General features: G+C 34.3%; 16 protein-coding genes. 10 read left to right on the forward strand and 6 right to left on the reverse strand.

All coding sequences use genetic code 11. The annotated features are described in order from the left end of the window. Positions 1-28: 28 nt before the first annotated feature. Together I5168_RS00145 and I5168_RS00150 are read left to right on the forward strand one after the other, a co-directional pair. Complete coding sequence (locus I5168_RS00145; protein WP_431472100.1) at positions 29-748, forward strand: RDD family protein; 720 nt, start codon at positions 29-31, stop codon at positions 746-748. After that, positions 748-1,362, forward strand: a complete 615-nt coding sequence (locus I5168_RS00150; RefSeq protein ID WP_060522969.1) for a trimeric intracellular cation channel family protein — start codon at positions 748-750, stop codon at positions 1,360-1,362. Before I5168_RS00145 ends, I5168_RS00150 begins: the two co-directional genes overlap by 1 nt. Here I5168_RS00150 and I5168_RS00155 read toward each other — a convergent pair. From I5168_RS00155 to I5168_RS00175, 5 genes are all read right to left on the reverse strand, one after another. Further along, positions 1,359-2,213, reverse strand: coding sequence for a rhomboid family intramembrane serine protease (locus tag I5168_RS00155; RefSeq protein WP_042278993.1), 855 nt, complete (start codon positions 2,211-2,213; stop codon positions 1,359-1,361). The two genes, I5168_RS00150 and I5168_RS00155, sit on opposite strands and share 4 nt — an antisense overlap. 11 nt (positions 2,214-2,224) lie before the next feature. Beyond that, positions 2,225-2,944 (reverse strand): rhomboid family intramembrane serine protease, encoded by a 720-nt coding sequence (locus I5168_RS00160; RefSeq protein WP_105018510.1) that lies wholly within the window; start codon positions 2,942-2,944, stop codon positions 2,225-2,227. Between the two features lie 3 nt (positions 2,945-2,947). Next, positions 2,948-4,786 (reverse strand): DNA mismatch repair endonuclease MutL, encoded by a 1,839-nt coding sequence (gene mutL / locus I5168_RS00165; RefSeq protein ID WP_431472101.1) that lies wholly within the window; start codon positions 4,784-4,786, stop codon positions 2,948-2,950. Positions 4,787-4,792: 6 nt separating this feature from the next. Then, entirely contained in the window at positions 4,793-5,077 is a 285-nt protein-coding gene (locus I5168_RS00170; RefSeq protein ID WP_085774300.1) for a riboflavin synthase subunit beta, read from the reverse strand. A 126-nt stretch (positions 5,078-5,203) separates the two neighbouring features. Continuing rightward, on the reverse strand, positions 5,204-6,823 hold the full coding sequence (locus tag I5168_RS00175; protein WP_042278988.1) for an ABC-F family ATP-binding cassette domain-containing protein: 1,620 nt from the start codon (positions 6,821-6,823) through the stop codon (positions 5,204-5,206). Between the two features lie 122 nt (positions 6,824-6,945). Here I5168_RS00175 and I5168_RS00180 point away from each other — a divergent pair, with 122 nt between their 5' ends. Further along, positions 6,946-8,403 carry a hypothetical protein gene (locus I5168_RS00180; RefSeq protein ID WP_431472102.1) on the forward strand — a complete coding sequence of 486 codons (1,458 nt, stop codon included), beginning with the start codon at positions 6,946-6,948 and terminating at the stop codon, positions 8,401-8,403. A gap of 55 nt (positions 8,404-8,458) precedes the next feature. Here the strand turns inward: I5168_RS00180 and fsa are convergent, their stop codons facing one another. Then, positions 8,459-9,115, reverse strand: a complete 657-nt coding sequence (gene fsa, locus I5168_RS00185; protein WP_042278983.1) for a fructose-6-phosphate aldolase — start codon at positions 9,113-9,115, stop codon at positions 8,459-8,461. A gap of 186 nt (positions 9,116-9,301) precedes the next feature. On the opposite strand from fsa, the gene I5168_RS00190 reads away from it, so the two are divergent. The 7 genes from I5168_RS00190 (at position 9,302) to I5168_RS00220 (ending at position 18,285) form a co-directional block, all read left to right on the forward strand. Beyond that, positions 9,302-10,027: an SUMF1/EgtB/PvdO family nonheme iron enzyme gene (locus I5168_RS00190; RefSeq protein ID WP_431472103.1), complete on the forward strand. Its 726-nt coding sequence runs from the start codon at positions 9,302-9,304 to the stop codon at positions 10,025-10,027. 362 nt (positions 10,028-10,389) lie between these two features. Further along, positions 10,390-11,019, forward strand: coding sequence for a phosphoribosyl-AMP cyclohydrolase (locus tag I5168_RS00195; protein ID WP_042278981.1), 630 nt, complete (start codon positions 10,390-10,392; stop codon positions 11,017-11,019). A gap of 57 nt (positions 11,020-11,076) precedes the next feature. Next, positions 11,077-11,769 (forward strand): DUF2490 domain-containing protein, encoded by a 693-nt coding sequence (locus I5168_RS00200; RefSeq protein WP_431472104.1) that lies wholly within the window; start codon positions 11,077-11,079, stop codon positions 11,767-11,769. Between the two features lie 153 nt (positions 11,770-11,922). Then, complete coding sequence (locus I5168_RS00205; protein ID WP_431472105.1) at positions 11,923-13,956, forward strand: S41 family peptidase; 2,034 nt, start codon at positions 11,923-11,925, stop codon at positions 13,954-13,956. Positions 13,957-13,958: 2 nt separating this feature from the next. Next, a complete protein-coding gene (locus I5168_RS00210; RefSeq protein WP_338350297.1) occupies positions 13,959-14,987 on the forward strand; it encodes a hypothetical protein in 1,029 nt (342 codons plus the stop codon). A 41-nt stretch (positions 14,988-15,028) separates the two neighbouring features. After that, the gene (locus tag I5168_RS00215; RefSeq protein WP_431472106.1) at positions 15,029-15,982 is read left to right on the forward strand and encodes a calcium/sodium antiporter; all 954 of its coding nucleotides are present in this window, start codon (positions 15,029-15,031) and stop codon (positions 15,980-15,982) included. A 116-nt stretch (positions 15,983-16,098) separates the two neighbouring features. After that, the gene (locus I5168_RS00220; protein ID WP_060522981.1) at positions 16,099-18,285 is read left to right on the forward strand and encodes a glutamine synthetase III; all 2,187 of its coding nucleotides are present in this window, start codon (positions 16,099-16,101) and stop codon (positions 18,283-18,285) included. The last annotated feature ends 159 nt before the right edge of the window (positions 18,286-18,444 follow it).

Here is an 18,444-nt window from a genome sequence, read left to right on the forward strand (position 1 = left end):
ATTTTTACAGCTATAAACTTATTAAAGTATGTCTAACACTGCAATAAATACAGCACAAAATGTGAATATAGAATACGTATACGCCGGATTAGGCAAGCGTATTTTAGCATTTATTATCGATGCATTGGTGCTATTTGCATATATAATTATACTCACTTTTACCGTTTACCGCGCTATTAGTGTATTAGACGGAGACAACGATATAGGTGCATATGAGCTTTCCATGATCCCCATTTTTATATATAGCCTTATAATGCATATTATCTTTAATGGTCGCACGGTAGGAAAATTTATAATGGGCATTAAAGTGGTTAAAGAGGATGGTTCTCCTGCAAGATGGAGCGATTTTATTGTTAGATGGATTGTAAGATTGGTTGACTTATGGCTTTTTATGTTCACAGTAGGTACAGTTTCAATTCTCCTAACTGATAAACAGCAACGATTAGGAGACATGATGGCTAAAACAATTGTTATAAACACCAGAAAATCAGTCAACATTTCTCATACAATTCTACAAGAAGTAGATGAAGGGTATCAACCTATTTTTCTCAATGCACACTTACTTTCTGATATTCAGGCAAATGAAATAAAAGAAATCTACAGACTAGCTGGTCAAAGTCGTGATTACAACGTTTTACATCAGCTTCGTTTAAAAATTGAAAGCATACTTCAAATTAAAAGCAACCTCAAAGATGGACAATTCGTACGTACTGTATTAAAAGATTATTTTCACTTAACATCAAAATAATGACGGTTGTTGAAATTGTAGACATTCTAGGAACCGTCGCGTTCGCCATATCTGGTGCAAGTGCAGCAATGCGACGCAAACTAGATCCCTTTGGCGTAATTATCGTTTCCTTTGCAACTGCAGCTGGTGGCGGTACAATTAGAGATGTACTTGTAGGAATTGAACCCGTATCATGGATGACAAATCCCAATTTAATCTACACGATTTTAATCAGCGTGTTTATATCATTTTTATTTAGAAGATACCTAGTTAAAATAAGCAAAACCTTATTTCTCTTTGACGCTATTGGTATAGGTTTATACACTGTTGTAGGTGTAGAAATAGGAATAACTGCAGGTTTGCCGCCTCTTATTTGTGTTACCTTAGGATGTATAACCGCGTGTTTTGGTGGAGTCCTTAGAGATGTATTACTTAATAAAATACCAGTTCTCTTCCGTCGTAATATATACGCAACAGCCTGTATTATAGGAGGGTTTATGTATTTTGGACTTAAAAAATTAGGAGTTCCAGCAGCTTGGACTTTTCCTAGCGCTGCTATTACCGTAATACTTATCAGGTTACTAGCGGTTACTTATAAAATTGAGCTACCTAGTCCTTACAAGGTAAAATCTTAATCTTGACTTGCTCTAAAAAGCACATCTTTTTCTTTTTTAGATAAACTATCATAACCAGATTCCTTTATCTTATCTAAAATAGCATCAATCTCTGATTGATTGGGCTTTTGAGAGTTTTTGACTTTGTTTTTACTGCGGTATACAGTTTTCATTTTACTTGAATTTGGCTTACTAGAAGATCTATCGAACCAACCTTTTATGGTATCTATTACGACTGCAATAGGTTCCATGATCATGTTACCTTGTTTCGCTTTCGCGGAAGCGTATAAACCTACGGCTGCACCTGCCAGATGAGCAAGAGATCCACCACGATTGTAACCAGAAGTAACACCTATTAGTTCAATTGCCAGTAAGGCATATCCTATATATTTTAATTTAAAAGTAAAGCTGAGTACTCGTATATCTTGTTCAGCAAAATAATGAAAGATAAAAAAAAGTATCGCGTAAACTCCTGCACTTGCTCCTACAATCCCACCTTTGTTAAAAAAATAAGGCGCAATCGAGGTACCTAAAGTAAAGCTTAAAGCCCCAGCAAGGACTCCTAAAATAAAAAGAGCAATAAAATGCCTAGACTTAAATAGGTTCAAAAAATACCTGCCACCATAATACAGGCCGATTGCATTACCCACAAAATGTAAAATACTAGAATGAATAAACGCGTAAGTAATGGCACTCCAAGGTTGAAACAACGGTTGTTTCCATCCCGATGGATATACCAAATAGTTATAAGCAGGGACAGAAATCTTACCAATCAACCAAATTGATAGGCTTGAAATAAGTAATACCACAATGAGTTTACCCGATGTGTCAAACCCAGAATAACGTCTTTTAAAATCGTTGATAAAGTCCATCTTTTAAAAAATTAGTCGATACGATATTGATTCATATCATTACGTTTCCAGTACCATGCAATAATGAACCCTACAATCGCTCCACCTAAATGTGCTGCGTGACCTACATTTTGCTGTAAAGTGATAAAACCAAATGCTGATAACGTTTCATAAATCACGTAAATACCTATAAGGTATTTGGCTTTAATAGGAATCGGAATGAATAATATCATAAGTTCTATATTAGGGTATAGAAAGGCAAACGCGGCTAATACACCAAATAAACAACCACTCGCTCCTACCATACCGCTCATCACCTTCCATCCATAAGGTTCTTGTCTTGTAAAGATTCCTTGTTCCACTTGTTCTACTGTATAACCACGGCTCAATCCTTCATTGACATAATCCATATACTCAAAATATTGAAAACCATAAGTCAAAGCAACTGCTCCAAGTCCTGCGCTTAAATAGAAAAATAAAAACCTGTTGCTACCCCAGCGTCGTTCTATGATTGGACCAAATAATATAAGACCGTACATGTTAAAGAAAATATGTGTTAGACCATATTTACTATGCATGAACATGTGGGAAAAAATTTGCCATATTTGAAACTCGGGATCTTTAAAAAAGTAAAGTACCAATGGATCGTATAAAGCTGGTGCTACCCAACCAGTTCCTATAAAAACCACTACATTAAGTATAATTAAATTCTTAACTACTGGTGTGAGGTTGTTAAATAGGTTATTAAACATATCTTATTGAAATTTTGAATCTAATGACTCGCTCGTCATGTTAATAAATATTTTTTTATGGTCGGGTGTAAGTTGTGGCTCGCTACATGAAAACAATTGATTAATAATCGTTTCCATTTCTTGAACACTTAAAATCGCTCCTGTTTTAATTGACATACTTTTAGATAATTGCCCAGCTAACTGCAAACTGAGTTGTGAAGTATCCTTTTCACTTGTGACCTTACTATCCAACACTGATTCTAGAACTGTTCTTACATCATTTTCATTGAGTTCTAAAGGCACACCTTCAACCTCAACAACATTATCTTTTAAGGTTTTAAAAACAAATCCAGCTCCTTCAAGATGATTTTCAAGCTCCTTGAGCTGCAACACTTCTTGTACTGCAAAATTCAGTTTAACAGGAAAAAGTAATTGCTGGCTTACAGCATGGTTTTTTGAAAGCTGTTTACTTAATTGCTCAAATAAAATACGTTCATGAGCACGTTGCTGGTTCACTAACAAAAGACCACTTTTTAATGTACTTACAATGTACTTGCGTTGTAATTGAAAAATAGGTTTTTGTTGATGTTCCTCACGTTGAAATAATTGAGGATTTTCTTCCTGATGTATAGTTTCGTCAATCAACTCAGTTGATTGATTCATTTCAGAATATAATGATTCCCACACAGGAGCCTTTTCCTTTTTAAAACTAGTGAATCCAACATTACTATTGGAAACCTTAGACGCACCAGAGTCTTTAAATGGATTGAAATCAGGATTAACCTCTATTCGAGGTTTTTCAGCTTGTGATTGCCGTGCTACTTCATAGGGAACTTCATATTGTTGTTCTAGATTAAAATCAATTCCTTGAACTGAAAATTGACCTAGGGCATGCTTTACACTAGCTCTTATAATAGCATACAAACTGTGTTCATCATCAAATTTCACTTCAGTCTTAGTAGGGTGAATATTAATATCAACACTATCTGCTGGGACAGTTAAAAACAAAAAATAACTAGGTATCGCTTTATCTTTTAATAACCCTTCAAAAGCACTTACTACTGCATGATGAAAATAGCTATGTTTTATAAATCGATCATTCACAAAAAAGAACTGTAGCCCACGAGATTTTCTTGCAAATTCGGGTTTACCTACAAAACCACTTATATTAATCAACTCTGTTTCTTCTTCAACGGGAACTAGTTTTTCATTTGATTTGGGTCCCATGATATTAACCACACGTTGTCTGAGAGTACTAGTAGGTAATTGAAAAAGAGAATTATCGTTATGATCAAATGAAAATTGTATACTGGGATGAGCCATGGCAACACGATGAAACTCATCAGTAATATTACGCAGCTCCACTTGATCAGATTTTAAAAATTTTCGACGCGCGGGAATATTGAAAAACAAATTACGCACGCTTATCATGGTTCCTTTTGCAGTTACAGTAGGTTCTTGTGAGGTTACTTTGGATCCTTCAATCTTTAGTAACGTTCCCAGGCTATCACTGTCCCTTTTTGTTTTTACTTCGACATGAGCCACCGCAGCTATAGATGCAAGAGCTTCTCCTCTAAATCCCTTTGTATTTAAATTAAAAAGATCTTCGGCTGTTGTAATTTTTGATGTAGCATGTCTTTCAAATGCCATTCTTGCATCTGTCATACTCATCCCTTTACCATTATCTATTACTTGAATTAAAGTTTTACCAGCATCTTTAACCATAAGTTTGATGGAGGTAGCACCTGCATCAATGGCATTTTCAAGAAGTTCTTTGACTACACTAGCGGGACGTTGTACAACCTCACCAGCTGCAATCTGGTTTGCCACGTGATCTGGCAATAGTTTAATGATATCAGACATGTATTGTTAAGACCTAAAAATGGAAAAATCAAAATCGATGAACCAAAGGAATAATAGTACAAGAACAGCTATGATAATAAGAATACGATTTTTAACAGCAACGTCCATACCGCTAGAATAATCATCTGCAGCTGCTTGAAACTTGCCTTTTATGCCTTTTGTTTTTTGTAAGGTTTTACGGTGCTCGTCAAACTTACCTTTTATTTCAAAGGGTCTTCCACCATCCTCATTTTTGTAATAACGAGGTTGATAATCGTACTTTTTATTTTTTCTGCGATGTAAAATTCCCATAATCGATGCTTTACAAATTTACAATATACTTTGTAAGCATGATACAAAGAGTGTGCCCTTAACTTGTTTTTAAATCAAGAGCTGATAAATAAATTAGAAAAAACCGATTATTGCTTTAATGCACTCCTATTTTGAGTACATCTTGTCTCGCAATTCTTTGATTTTTTTATCGTCCATATATTCCTCAAAAGTGGTATATCTATCAATTACTCCATTTGGAGTTAATTCGATAACTCTATTACCAACTGTTTGAGCAAATTGATGATCGTGAGTAGTCAATAGTACGGTTCCTTTAAAATTCTTTAGACTGTTATTAAAGGCTTGAATTGATTCAAGGTCCAAGTGGTTGGTAGGCTCATCAACCATAAGAACGTTTGCTCTTTTCATCATCATTCTCGATAACATGCATCGTACTTTCTCTCCACCCGAAAGAACCCTTGCACTTTTCAATGCTTCTTCACCAGAGAAGATCATTTTACCTAAAAATCCTCTTAGGAAAACTTCTTCGCGCTCTTCCTCGGTTTGAGCATATTGCCTCAACCAGTCAACTAAATTCATGTCGGTATCAAAGAACTCTGCATTATCAACAGGCAAGTAGCTTTGTGTAGTAGTCACACCCCACATAAATTTACCTGAATCTGCAGCTACTCTATCATTAATAATATCATAGAATAAGGTAGTCGCACGACTATCTTTAGAGTACATGATAACCTTATCACCTTTAGCAAGATTGATATCGATATCCTTAAAAAGAACTTCTCCATCAATTGATCCAGATAGTTTTTCTACATTTAATATTTGATCACCAGCTTCTCTATCTCGATCAAATATTATAGCTGGATATCTTCTAGAAGAAGGTTTGATTTCCTCTATATTAAGCTTCTCGATCATCTTTTTACGAGAAGTAGCTTGTTTAGATTTTGCCACATTGGCACTAAAACGTGCAATAAACTCTTGTAGTTCTTTCTTTTTCTCTTCGGCTTTTTTATTGGCTTGTGCTCTTTGTCTAGCAGCAAGTTGTGATGATTCATACCAGAATGTATAATTACCACTGTATAAATTTATTTTACCGAAATCAATGTCGGCAATGTGAGTACACACACTATCTAAAAAGTGACGGTCGTGAGAAACTACAATTACCGTATTCTCATAATTTGCTAGGAAATTCTCTAACCACGAGATTGTTTCATAATCTAGGTCGTTAGTAGGCTCATCCATAATCAAGACATCAGGATTACCAAACAAAGCTTGTGCTAGTAACACACGTACCTTGAGCTTACCATCCATATCCTGCATGAGAGTATAATGATACTCTTCACCTATACCTAAATTAGAGAGTAACGATGCAGCACTACTATCGGCATTCCAACCGTCCATTTCTTCAAATTCTACCTGAAGCTCTCCAATTTTTTCGGCATTTTCATCAGTATAATCGGCGTACAATGCATCAATTTGAGCCTTTAATTTATAAAGGACTTTATTTCCTTTAAGAACCGTTTCTAGCACTGTATCTTCATCATGAGCATTGTGATCCTGCTCCAGTACACTCATACGTTTACCAGACTCTAAATGTACGTGTCCACTTGTAGGCTCCATTTTCCCAGTAAGAATCCTCAAAAAGGTTGATTTACCAGCACCATTGGCACCGATAATCCCGTAGCAATTACTACCACCGAATTTTACATTTACCTCATCAAATAATATACGCTTACCGAACTGAACCGATAAATTAGAAACCGATAACATAATCTTGAATTTTAAGGCTGCAAAAATACTCATTCTATGTAGTTTGAGCATTACTTTCTTCAAGAGATTTAACAAGCTGTTAACGAGTAAGCCTATCTGTAACTACTTTATTTGTAATTACTGTGAATGAGTTGTGTATGAGTACGCTTTCGCGAAAGCAAAACATTTTTAAACTTTCTTGTTACCTATTACTCCTTTTAGTAATCATTACTTCTTGTGAGGAGAAACAACGAGATATCACCTATCTAGGAGGAAAAGTTGTCAACCCTAGAGCAGGATTTGTGATTATTCACAATTATTCAGATTTTAGGGATACGCTTGAATTAGATGAACAACAACGATTTTCATTTGTAAATAATAATTTTAAAACAGGATGGTACACTTTTCATCATGGAGACGAGTATCAATCTGTTTACATTAAAAAAGGTGACAGTTTAAAATGGAGATTTAATTCTAAATCCTTTGACGAAAGTCTTGCATTTACGGGTTCTAGAGCTAAAGAGAACAACTATTTAATAAACCTTTATATCGAGCTAGAACAGTTAAATGACCAAATTACTGCTAGATACAATCAACAACCAAAAGACTTTAAGAAGTATATAGACAGCATTATCAAAGCGCAAAAGAAGCGGTTACTCAAAGTCGCAAAAGTTCAAGAGTTTGATCCAAAATTTGTAGCCGATGCAGAAAAACTAATTGAATGGAACGGCTGGTCTAGATTAGAGCGTTACCCATACACACACTTTGGTAAAACGGACTTTTTACAAGCAAAAGGACTACCTAGTAACTTTTTCGCTCATCGCAATTCTACTAATATAAACGACATTGATAACCAGAACATGTATACCTTTCCTTCCTATGTAAGGTCACTGGTAAGCAATCTTTCTCTTTATCAATGTTCTTTAGACAAAGGAAATGGCGCCGATGTACACTTAGGCTCACTGGACTACCGAAAGAAAAAATTAAAAGTTATTGATAGCATTTTTACAGTTGATGAACTGAAAGACATTTATGCTAGTGCAGAAGTGCGTAATTACATACGCAGTCATAAGGGTGATGAAACGGTACAATCAATGATCGATGTTTTTACAGAGATTTCATCTAATGACAAGCTAGTTGCACAAATAAATGGTCTAGCATCAACCTATATAAACTTAAGTCCTGGGAATGAGATTCCTAATTTTGAACTGTACAATACAGAAAAGAATGAAGTCAAAATTAATGAAGTCATTGACCGAATGAGTGTTCTTTTCTTTTGGAGCTATGAGGATGAAGACTATGCCATTAGAATTCATAATCAAATAAGAGATTTGCGTACTAAATATCCTGAAATCAAATTCATAGGTATTAATATAGACAATCCGAATAGTGATTTATGGAATAAAGCAAATAAGAGGCTTGCATTTAATCCTAAACATGAATATCAAATCAGAGATCCAAAAACCATTAATAGTCAGCTTGCTTTAAGTAAAAAGAATCGCAGTATGGTAGTAAGCTCAAGAGGTATTATTATGGACCCTAATATTAATTTGTTTCATTATAAAATTGAAACCACCTTATTAGGTTACTTAAGCCGATAATGAAATTATACAAAAAACCCGAATCATTAGATTCGGGTTTTTTTATAGTTTCTTATTAAGAATTACCTTTCTTGTAATCAGCAAGAAATTTTTCTAATCCTATGTCGGTAAGAGGATGTTTAAGAAGCCCTTCAATCGAAGAAAGAGGACCTGTCATAACATCGGCTCCTATTTTTGCACAGTCAATAACGTGCATTGTATGTCTCACTGAAGCAGCTAGAATTTCAGTTTCAAACCCATAGTTATCATAGATATGTCTAATTTCTGATATTAAGTTAAGACCATCTGTGCTTATATCATCTAACCTTCCAATAAAAGGTGATACATATGTTGCACCTGCCTTGGCTGCAAGAATAGCTTGACCTGGAGAAAATACTAAGGTAACGTTTGTTTTGATCCCTTTGTCTGAAAAGTATTTACAAGCCTTTACACCGTCCTTAATCATAGGTAGTTTAACAACTATTTGATCATTAAGCGCAGCAAGTTTTTCACCTTCTTCTACCATACCTTTAAAATCAGTAGAAATAACCTCGGCACTTACGTGGCCATCTACTATATCACAAATTGCTTTGTAATGATTGATAATATTTTGTTCTCCAGTAATACCTTCCTTAGCCATAAGGGATGGATTAGTAGTTACGCCGTCAAGAACCCCTAAACCTTGAGCTTCAGCTATTTGATCTAGATTTGCAGTGTCAATAAAAAACTTCATTTGTGGTGTTTATTTGTTGTTGAATAAATAGGTTTACAAAAATGCTCAATACTTTATTAATACCCTATTTTTGAGGCAATTTTAATATTTTGTTTTTAACAACTTATGATCAAATCTAATATCCCTAATAAACTAGGTTTATTATTCATATTATTTCTACTAATTAATTGCAGTGGATATAAAAACATGGATAAATATGACCCTTTAGAGGTTGACCCTTCTACTCCACCTGGAACGATACAACTTACCGATAATTTGTATATAGATAAAGTACCGGTCACAAATTTAATGTACAATGAATTTTTAGATCATCTGGAGAATTACTGGTCTTTAAAAAGGCATGAAGAACTAAAGAACCTTCCTAGTTATGGCGTTAAACCCGATAGCGTTTTTATTCCTTGGTCAGGTAACACTAGACTTTATATGGCAATGAGCCATGAAAATCCATTTGAGTTAATCAATAACAAACTTAATGTTGATAATTACACCAGCGCACCATGGTACCAATGGCATCCTGTTGTACAAATTAATAAAGAACAGGCTGAAATGTATTGTAAATGGCGTACAGATGTGGTAAATGCTGTCTATGCTATAAGAAGTAAAAATGCTCGCAAAAGAGATAGATTTCCTTCAAAAGTAACGTATAGGTTACCTACAGTTGCCGAAATGAAGGCAGCTCAAAACAAACTAGATAGAGAATATAAACTATTACGGTACAAAGAACAGATTTATGGATATAATGGGGATTTTCACGAATTCAAAAGAATGCAAGATGATGATCAATTATTCATATTTGAATTAAATGAATACGCACAAACCGGAGAATACAATCCTTTATTTGATTACGAACCAAATGTGTATCAAAAATCAGAATTTCAAAATGGATTTAGATGTATATGTGAAGTAGAATAATTTAAACTTCTTCAATTTATAAAGGTCAGGTTAACTACAGTAAAAGTTAGCTTGACCTTTTTTGTTAATATCAACATCTTTAAATAATTGATAACAAGAATAAGACACTTCACCAAATCAAGAGTATTCGTGATGAAGTTCTTATTAAACGTAATATTAATACATTTCCTACTATTTAATTAACTAATGTTAAATCAATAAGTAAGATATCTTCTTAACCTATATGCTACAAAGTGCTGATAAATAAGGAAAACTCAACCAAAACCTTACTTTTATACTAAAAAGTAAAACAATCATTTATGATAGTATTGCTATCTTTTATAAAAGCATAACTGATATTTGTACCATCAAAAATTAAAAAAATGAAAAAGACACTTTTAAATCTGATTGCAATAGTGAGTTTCATAGCTCTTTACAATTGCCAAAATCCACAAAATGATTCAATGAATACAAATTCTGAGGACAATCAGAAAGAAGCATTGAACACAAACGCAGATCACGATCCTTTACTTTATTCGGATGAATGTATTACAGAACGAGAAGTTATAGAGGCTCAAAAATTATGGGGTCAGGGAATTGTAAGAATAGGAAAAGTCTATACTGATCAAGGCGATTACTCAGGTGAAGCCGCAGACTTTATACAGGACATGTACGGTTATGACCTAAGTAGCGTTCTTTTTAAACCTACTCTAGCGTCGGATGACCAATTTAGATCAAGCTTTGATGCAGCCTTATCCTATTTTGTTGCAGGTAATGAGGCTTACCCAGAGGACAAAGGATTTGCTATAAAGCCGTATAATAAAGTTACCTTTGATAATACTGGAATTATAAACAACAGTTGTAGAATGGCAATTGCTATGGGTAACTATTATTTTACAGACCTTCAAGGATCAACAACTAAAGTGGAGTATACATTTGCTTATGTAAAGGATAAAACTGGAAAACTAAGAATTGTAGCTCACCAGTCCTCTTTACCATATAATCCTAATTAATTTATACTTTTAAACAACCCGGTCACTACATGACTGGGTTGTTCTCAATATTTTCCTATGAATAAAATTATCTTACTATTAGTATTACTACTCTCTTTCTCTACTTATGCACAAGGTCCCGATGAAGATCAATTAGGTGCTTGGTACATGTATTTCTGGAATACAGAATTTAAAGAATCGAATTGGGGTCTTCAAGGTGATTACCAATACCGTGACTGGAGAGGTTTAGGCGATCGAGAACAATTGTTATTAAGAACAGGAGTTACATATACCCCAAAGAATAGCGGTGTTAAACTTACCTTAGGATATGCCAATATTACAACGGGACGCTTTGGGACCGATATAGACGCGCCTGTTTCTGAAAACAGGATATATCAAGAAGCCTTGTTTAACCAATCTCTCTTCACCAGATTATTACTTACGCATCGCATAAGATATGAGCAGCGATGGGTAGAGAATCAAGATTTTAGAACGAGATATCGTTATAATCTATTTGTTAACATACCATGGAATAAGAAAAACCTAAGTAAAGGAGCCATTTATACAGCTTTTTACAATGAGATTTTTATAAATGGTGAACGTAAAATTGGAGATGGTCGTAGTGTGCAATTCTTTGACCGCAATCGTACCTACATAGGAATGGGTTATTCTTTCTCAAACAATCTTAGAGCACAAATTGGTTTTATGGAACAAACCACTGTAAATTGGCAAAAAGGTCAATTACAATTTAGTTTACATCATAGTTTCTAATTTCACATAAGGAACACCAGTCACCTCTAGTGTTCCTTTTTTCTCATCTTGCCTATAAACTTATTAAGGGAAAATTTTTATAAATACCTTATTTTTGGTTTTTAACCAACCTATAGAAGACTTCAAATTGCAAAATTTGTAGACTTGAAAAACATGAAGCCAACCTTTTTCACTCCTCTCTTTATTGTCCTTTTTTTTCACGTACAATTAATTCAATCTCAAAGTGAATTTTGTCAGAGATCAAAACGAGTTATTGATTTAATAGAACAACATCATTATAATCCACAGTTCAAAGAGAAAAACTGGAATCTTAGCGCGGCTACAATTTTGGTCAATCAACTTGACGAGGACCATATACTCCTAAGCTCAGAACAGTTTGAATTAATTCAAGATCAAGCACAAGCAGATTTCAATTCTCTAATTAATCTAGATTGCATCAATACCAAGTTTTATGAAAACTTGATGTTACAATCCATAATCAAAAAGCACGATTTTCTTACGAGGTTTCTTACCACTAAACCAGATTACACATCGATTGAACAAGTCAAAAGAAGAAAAAATCTTGAGAATTATTGGATACCAAAAAATGAACTAGAAAATGTTTGGACAAAACAATTGAAATTATCCATTTTCTTTTCTCATTCAGCAAATTTTAAAGAGCTTGACATCGCTCTAGACAAATTCCCAGAACAAGAATCGGAGCACCGAATTAACGCAGTAAACGAATCTATTTGTCAGTTAGAATATTTAATCAATAATCCTATAGAAGTAAAACGTAAGATAGAGGCAAGTTTTCTTAATGCAATAGGCTTATCTCAGGACAAGCATACAAGATACTTTACTATCAATGAAAAGGAGTCTTTTGAAAAAGAGGTTAGTCTTAATCAAGAAAGTTTTGGAATTTCTTTAAGGAAAGATGATAATCTGGCAAACAAGCTGGTCGTTGGCGAACTACTATCCACAGGTTTAAATGAAAAAACTGAGTTACCCGAAGAGAACGATGTAGTGGTTTCAATTAAAACAGAAGACATCGAACTTGATTTTAATTGTTTATCAAACTCAGAAATAAATCAAAAAATCAACAGTGAGGCTCAAAAATCAATTACTCTAATTACACAAGATAAAGATGGTAACCAAAAAGAAACTACTATTAACAAAAGGGAACTACCTGTAATTTCAAATTTTCTAAGAGGTTACTTATTAAACGATAGATCTATAGGATATCTCAAAATCAACAGCTTTTATACAGATTTAGAAAAGCCAGATGGATTGGGAATGGCAAATGATGCTGCTGCCGAAATTTACAAGCTTATCCAATCAAATATCACAGGATTGATAATTGATTTAAGATTCAATGGCGGTGGATCCTTAAAAGAAGCAGTAGACTTTGCTGGTCTATTCATCAATCGTGGTCCAGTATCGATAATTAATACAACCGATCAAGAGGAGCCCATAATCCTTAAAGACTTTAATCGAGGAGCTGCTTACAGTGGACCACTAGTGATCCTTGTAAATAAATACAGTGCCTCTGCATCAGAATTGTTTACTAATGTTATGAAAGACTATAATCGTGCTGTGATTGTAGGCTCAACAACTTATGGTAAATCTACAATGCAAGTTGTCCTACCTGTTAATGAGGATGAACCTAAGGACGGTTTCATGAAACTCACCACTGGAGCATTTTATAATATCTACGGCAAGTCACATAATGAGAAAGGAATTACTCCAGATGTAGCGTTGCCAGACGGAACAAATACAACAGCACATGCTCCCAGTTTCACTCAACCGTTTGAAGTTCCCGATGTACAAGCAGCAAGTAGAATTCCCGTTAATGCTCCTTTAGGTTTAGATAACATCATTTCCTCATCCACAAAAAGAACAATGAACAATGATGTTTTCAAAAAAATGAATCTTCAACGTGAAAAATTTGATCAACTATTTCATAAATCATTTGATCTCACATTGGAAAGTGTATTCAAACATTATCAAGAAATAACCTCATTAATTTCTGACTTAGAGATTTCCTATACTGATGCGTTGTTCACCGTTGAAGATCACGAAAGCACTACCGAAATATTAAAATACAATTCTATTGATCAGGAGTACAATGAAGAAATTAAATTACAACTATCTTCCGATCCTTACGTGCAAGAAAGCATTCACATATTAACCAACTTTAATAATTAACTATGAAAAAACTATTTGTAACCTTATTATTTCTTTTGAGTTTCGCTTTCGCGAAAGCGCAACAATTCGACGACATGGGAGAATACTTAAACTTTATGAATAAGGAATACCGTAGCATCTCCAAACGCAGTTGGAAACTTACCCAAGCAGTTGCCCATTCAAAGAGAGATAAAACCATCCAAAAAAGAAAACAGCAATTGATAAAAGCAATTAATAATTCTATGAACAGAATTAAAAAAGCTGAAACTGTAGGTGGAGATGAGTACAAAAATGAAACTTTAAAAATCATGCAATTCAGGATTGACATCATGAATGAAGAATTTGAAAAAGTAATTGACCTGGAAAAAATAGCACAAGAATCTTATGATGCTATGGAAGCTTATATCCTAGCGCAAGAAGCTCTTGATGAAAAAAGCGCCGAAGTTGAACTACAATACGAAAAAGCTGTAAAAGAATTTGGAAATAAAAACAACATAAACTTTACCGATGAAGAATCTGAGTTAGGGAATAAAATGCGCAAGGCAGGTGAAGTATTTGATTATAAAAACGACCTTTTCCTAATTTACTTTAAAGTTAAAATAAACGAGATCTATCTATTTGAATCGTTAGAAAAACAAGATGTAAATGGCTTACAACAAAATGCCAATGCTCTTAAAACAGAAGCTCTTGCTGGTATTGAGAAATTAAAAACCTACAAGGGTTTTAATAATGATAAATCATTGATTCTTGCGATAAATAAATCGTTCAAGAATTACGTTAAAATGGCCGATACTTACATTGCTCCTATTACTGATTTTCTTATTTATCAAAAAGACTTTGAAAAGTTAAAGACAACCTTAGATAAAACTAGTCCCAACAAAAGGACTAAGAAGATGGTAGATGATTTTAATAAAAAAGTTGATGAAGTAAATAAAAAGCTTAAACTTTATAATAAGGCGCAAAGCGGCCTTGTGAATAATGCAAATAAGTTTAATACTAGCATCGCCAACTCTTTTGATAACTTTGTGCAAAAGCATATACCTAAAGACTAGTCTATAGATAGTCTTTCATATCATTAAGATTACTAATTATTATGAGTATACTTTATCTATTTCTTGGTTTAATTGCACTTATTGTAGGTGGTGAATTCTTGGTAAGGTCTTCAGTTGGACTTTCCTTAAAGCTAAATCTATCAAGAATGATAATAGGATTAACGGTAGTGTCATTTGCCACTAGCGCTCCAGAACTCATAGTAAGTGTGCAGGCAGCTCTCAATGGATCTCCAGGTTTATCATTAGGAAACGTTATAGGATCCAATGTAGCAAACATAGGATTAGTATTAGGAGTTACAGCTCTTATTTCCAGTTTGGCCATAGAAAGAGATTTCTTTAAATTTAATTGGCCATGGATGGTTCTTTTTAGCATTTTACTTTATTTGTGCCTTTACACAGGAAACATGCTGGAACGATGGGAAGGACTTCTATTATTAGGACTTATCGTATTGTTCTTAGTTCTTTTAATAAGAAGAGCAACTAAAGGTAATAGAGATTCTCAGGAAATGGATGAAGAATTGCAAGAAAGTCAATGGTGGAAAATCATTGTTTTCCTAACTATTGGCGGACTGGCTTTATGGAAAGGCTCTGAATGGTTAGTTACTGGTGCAATTGACATCGCTGAAAAATTAGAAATACCTAAAAGCATAATAGGCATAAGCATGGTAGCTGTAGGTACTAGTGTTCCAGAACTTGCTGCATCCATCATTGCTGCTCTCAAAAAAGAGAAAGCAATCTCGCTAGGTAATCTTATCGGTTCAAATATTTTCAATATAGGTTCAGTGTTAGGTATTACAGCTTTAATTACTCCTATTAATGTCCCAGAAGATGCTCCCAGTTTAATGTCCAATGATATATTTTGGATGTTAGGCTTTGCACTTATTCTTTTACCACTAGCTTATTTACCTAAGTGGTTTACTCTTACAAGAATTAAGGGAATAATTTTATTATCCCTTTATGTATTGTTTATTTACCTTGCCTACCAATCCCTATAAAAAATAGGGTTATTACAATTAAATAACGTCTTGTTAATAACACACCCCTAATTTTTTAGGGGTGTGTTATATTATTATAGTATTTTTGCGTTGTATTTTTTATTAAATCTATTAAAATGTCCACTTTAAGATTTCAAGCGATCAAAGAAACTTTGAATCGCAAACCAGTTCAAGTTAATGAACCAGCAAGACGTAGCGAGATTTTTGGAAAGCATGTTTTCAATAAGGCTGCTATGAGACAGCACCTTACTAAAGAAGCTTTTAAAAGTGTATTAGACGCAATGACTAACGGTTCTAAAATAAGCCGTGAGGTAGCAGACCACATATCTACAGGTATGAAGGAATGGGCTATACAAAATGGTGCTACGCACTACACGCACTGGTTTCAACCATTAACTGGTGCAACTGCTGAGAAACACGACGCCTTTTTTGAATTGGAAATGGATGGTGAAGTGATTGAAAAATTCGGTGGTGGACAATTAGTACAGCAAGAACCAGATGCATCATCGTTTCCAAATGGTGGTATTCGTAATACATTTGAAGCTCGTGGATATACAGCTTGGGATCCTACATCTCCTGCATTTATCATGGGTACCACTTTATGTATCCCTACAGTTTTTGTAGCTTATACGGGTGAAGCTCTGGATTACAAAACTCCTTTACTTAGATCGTTACAAACGATAGACCAAGCAGCTACGGACGTTTGTAAATATTTTGATAAGAACGTATCTAAGGTTACTGCAACTTTAGGATGGGAACAAGAATATTTCTTAATCGATAGTGCTCTTGCAAATTCACGCCCAGATCTAGTTCTAGCTGGTAGAACTCTTTTAGGTCATGCAAGTGCCAAAGGACAACAATTAGATGATCATTACTTTGGATCTATTCCTTCAAGAGTGATGAATTTTATGCGTGATCTTGAAACTGAATGTATGCTTTTAGGTATACCTGTGAAAACACGTCATAATGAAGTAGCTCCTAATCAATTTGAATTAGCACCTATTTTTGAAGAAGCAAATCTAGCAGTAGATCACAATTCGCTTCTAATGGACGTGATGAGAAAAGTAAGTGCTCGCCACAGTTTTACAGTTCTTTTCCATGAAAAACCTTTCGCAGGTGTAAACGGTAGCGGAAAACACAATAACTGGTCTCTTGCTACAAATACAGGTGTAAACTTATTATCACCAGGTAAGACACCTATGAAAAACTTGCAGTTCTTAACTTTCTTTATAAACACCATCAAGGCAGTTTATAAACATGAAGAACTTATTAGAGCAACGATTGCTAGTGCTTCTAACGATCACAGACTGGGTGCAAATGAAGCTCCACCTGCTATTATATCAGTATTCATCGGTTCTCAATTAACTAACGTTTTAGACGAGCTTGAAAAAGTTACTGATGGTAAACTTTCTCCTCAAGAAAAAACAGACCTTAAACTTAATGTTGTAGGCAAAATACCAGAAGTAATATTAGACAACACTGATCGTAACCGAACTTCACCATTTGCATTCACAGGAAATAAATTTGAATTGCGCGCCGTAGGATCAACTGCAAACTGTGCAAATCCAATGACAGTACTTAATGCTATCGTTGCAGACCAGCTTATCGAATTTAAACAAGAAGTTGACTCTTTAATTAAAGATAAAAAACTTAAGAAAGATGAGGCTATCTTTAATGTATTAAGAGAATACATTAAAGACTCTAAAAAGATTAGATTCGAAGGTGATGGATATGGTGATGCATGGGAGAAAGAAGCTAAAAAGCGTGGTTTAAGTAATAATAAAACTACTCCTACTGCCTTAAAAGCAAAAGTCTCAAAACAGTCACTTGAGCTGTTTGAAAGACTAAATATCATGAGCAAAGTTGAAAGTGAAGCTAGATATGAAATCGAGGTAGAAGAATACGCAATGCGCATTCAAATAGAAGGTAGACTTCTAGGCGATATTGCACGCAACCACGTAATTCCTACTGCTATAAAGTATCAAAACACCTTAATTGAAAACGTTCAAGGTTTAAAAGAAATTTACGGTAAGGATTTCAAGAAGATTGCTAAAGAGCAAATGAACATTATCGAGTCAATTTCAGAACACATTGAAAAAATCAATGCAGGAATTACCGACATGACCGATGCTCGTAAAAAAGCAAATAACGAAAAGAATGCTGAAAAAACGGCCGCAGCTTACTGCGATAATGTAAAGCCATTCTTTGACGTTATACGTTATCACTGTGATAAATTAGAGTTATTGGTGGACGACGAGATCTGGCCTTTAACTAAATACAGAGAATTATTATTTACTAGATAATAATTCTTTAATAACTCTAAAAGCCCCAGAAATTTTCTGGGGCTTTTTTATAAAAGTCATATAAGGTAGTGGTATCATATTTCTCTTAATAACTGTTTTATATCTATCAAATTACTTGAAGATCTCATACTAAAAAACAACCTAACTAATAGTACCTTT

The organism is Nonlabens sp. SCSIO 43208, assembly GCF_050703575.1.
In the GTDB taxonomy this organism is placed as follows: Bacteria; Bacteroidota; Bacteroidia; order Flavobacteriales; family Flavobacteriaceae; genus Nonlabens; species Nonlabens tegetincola.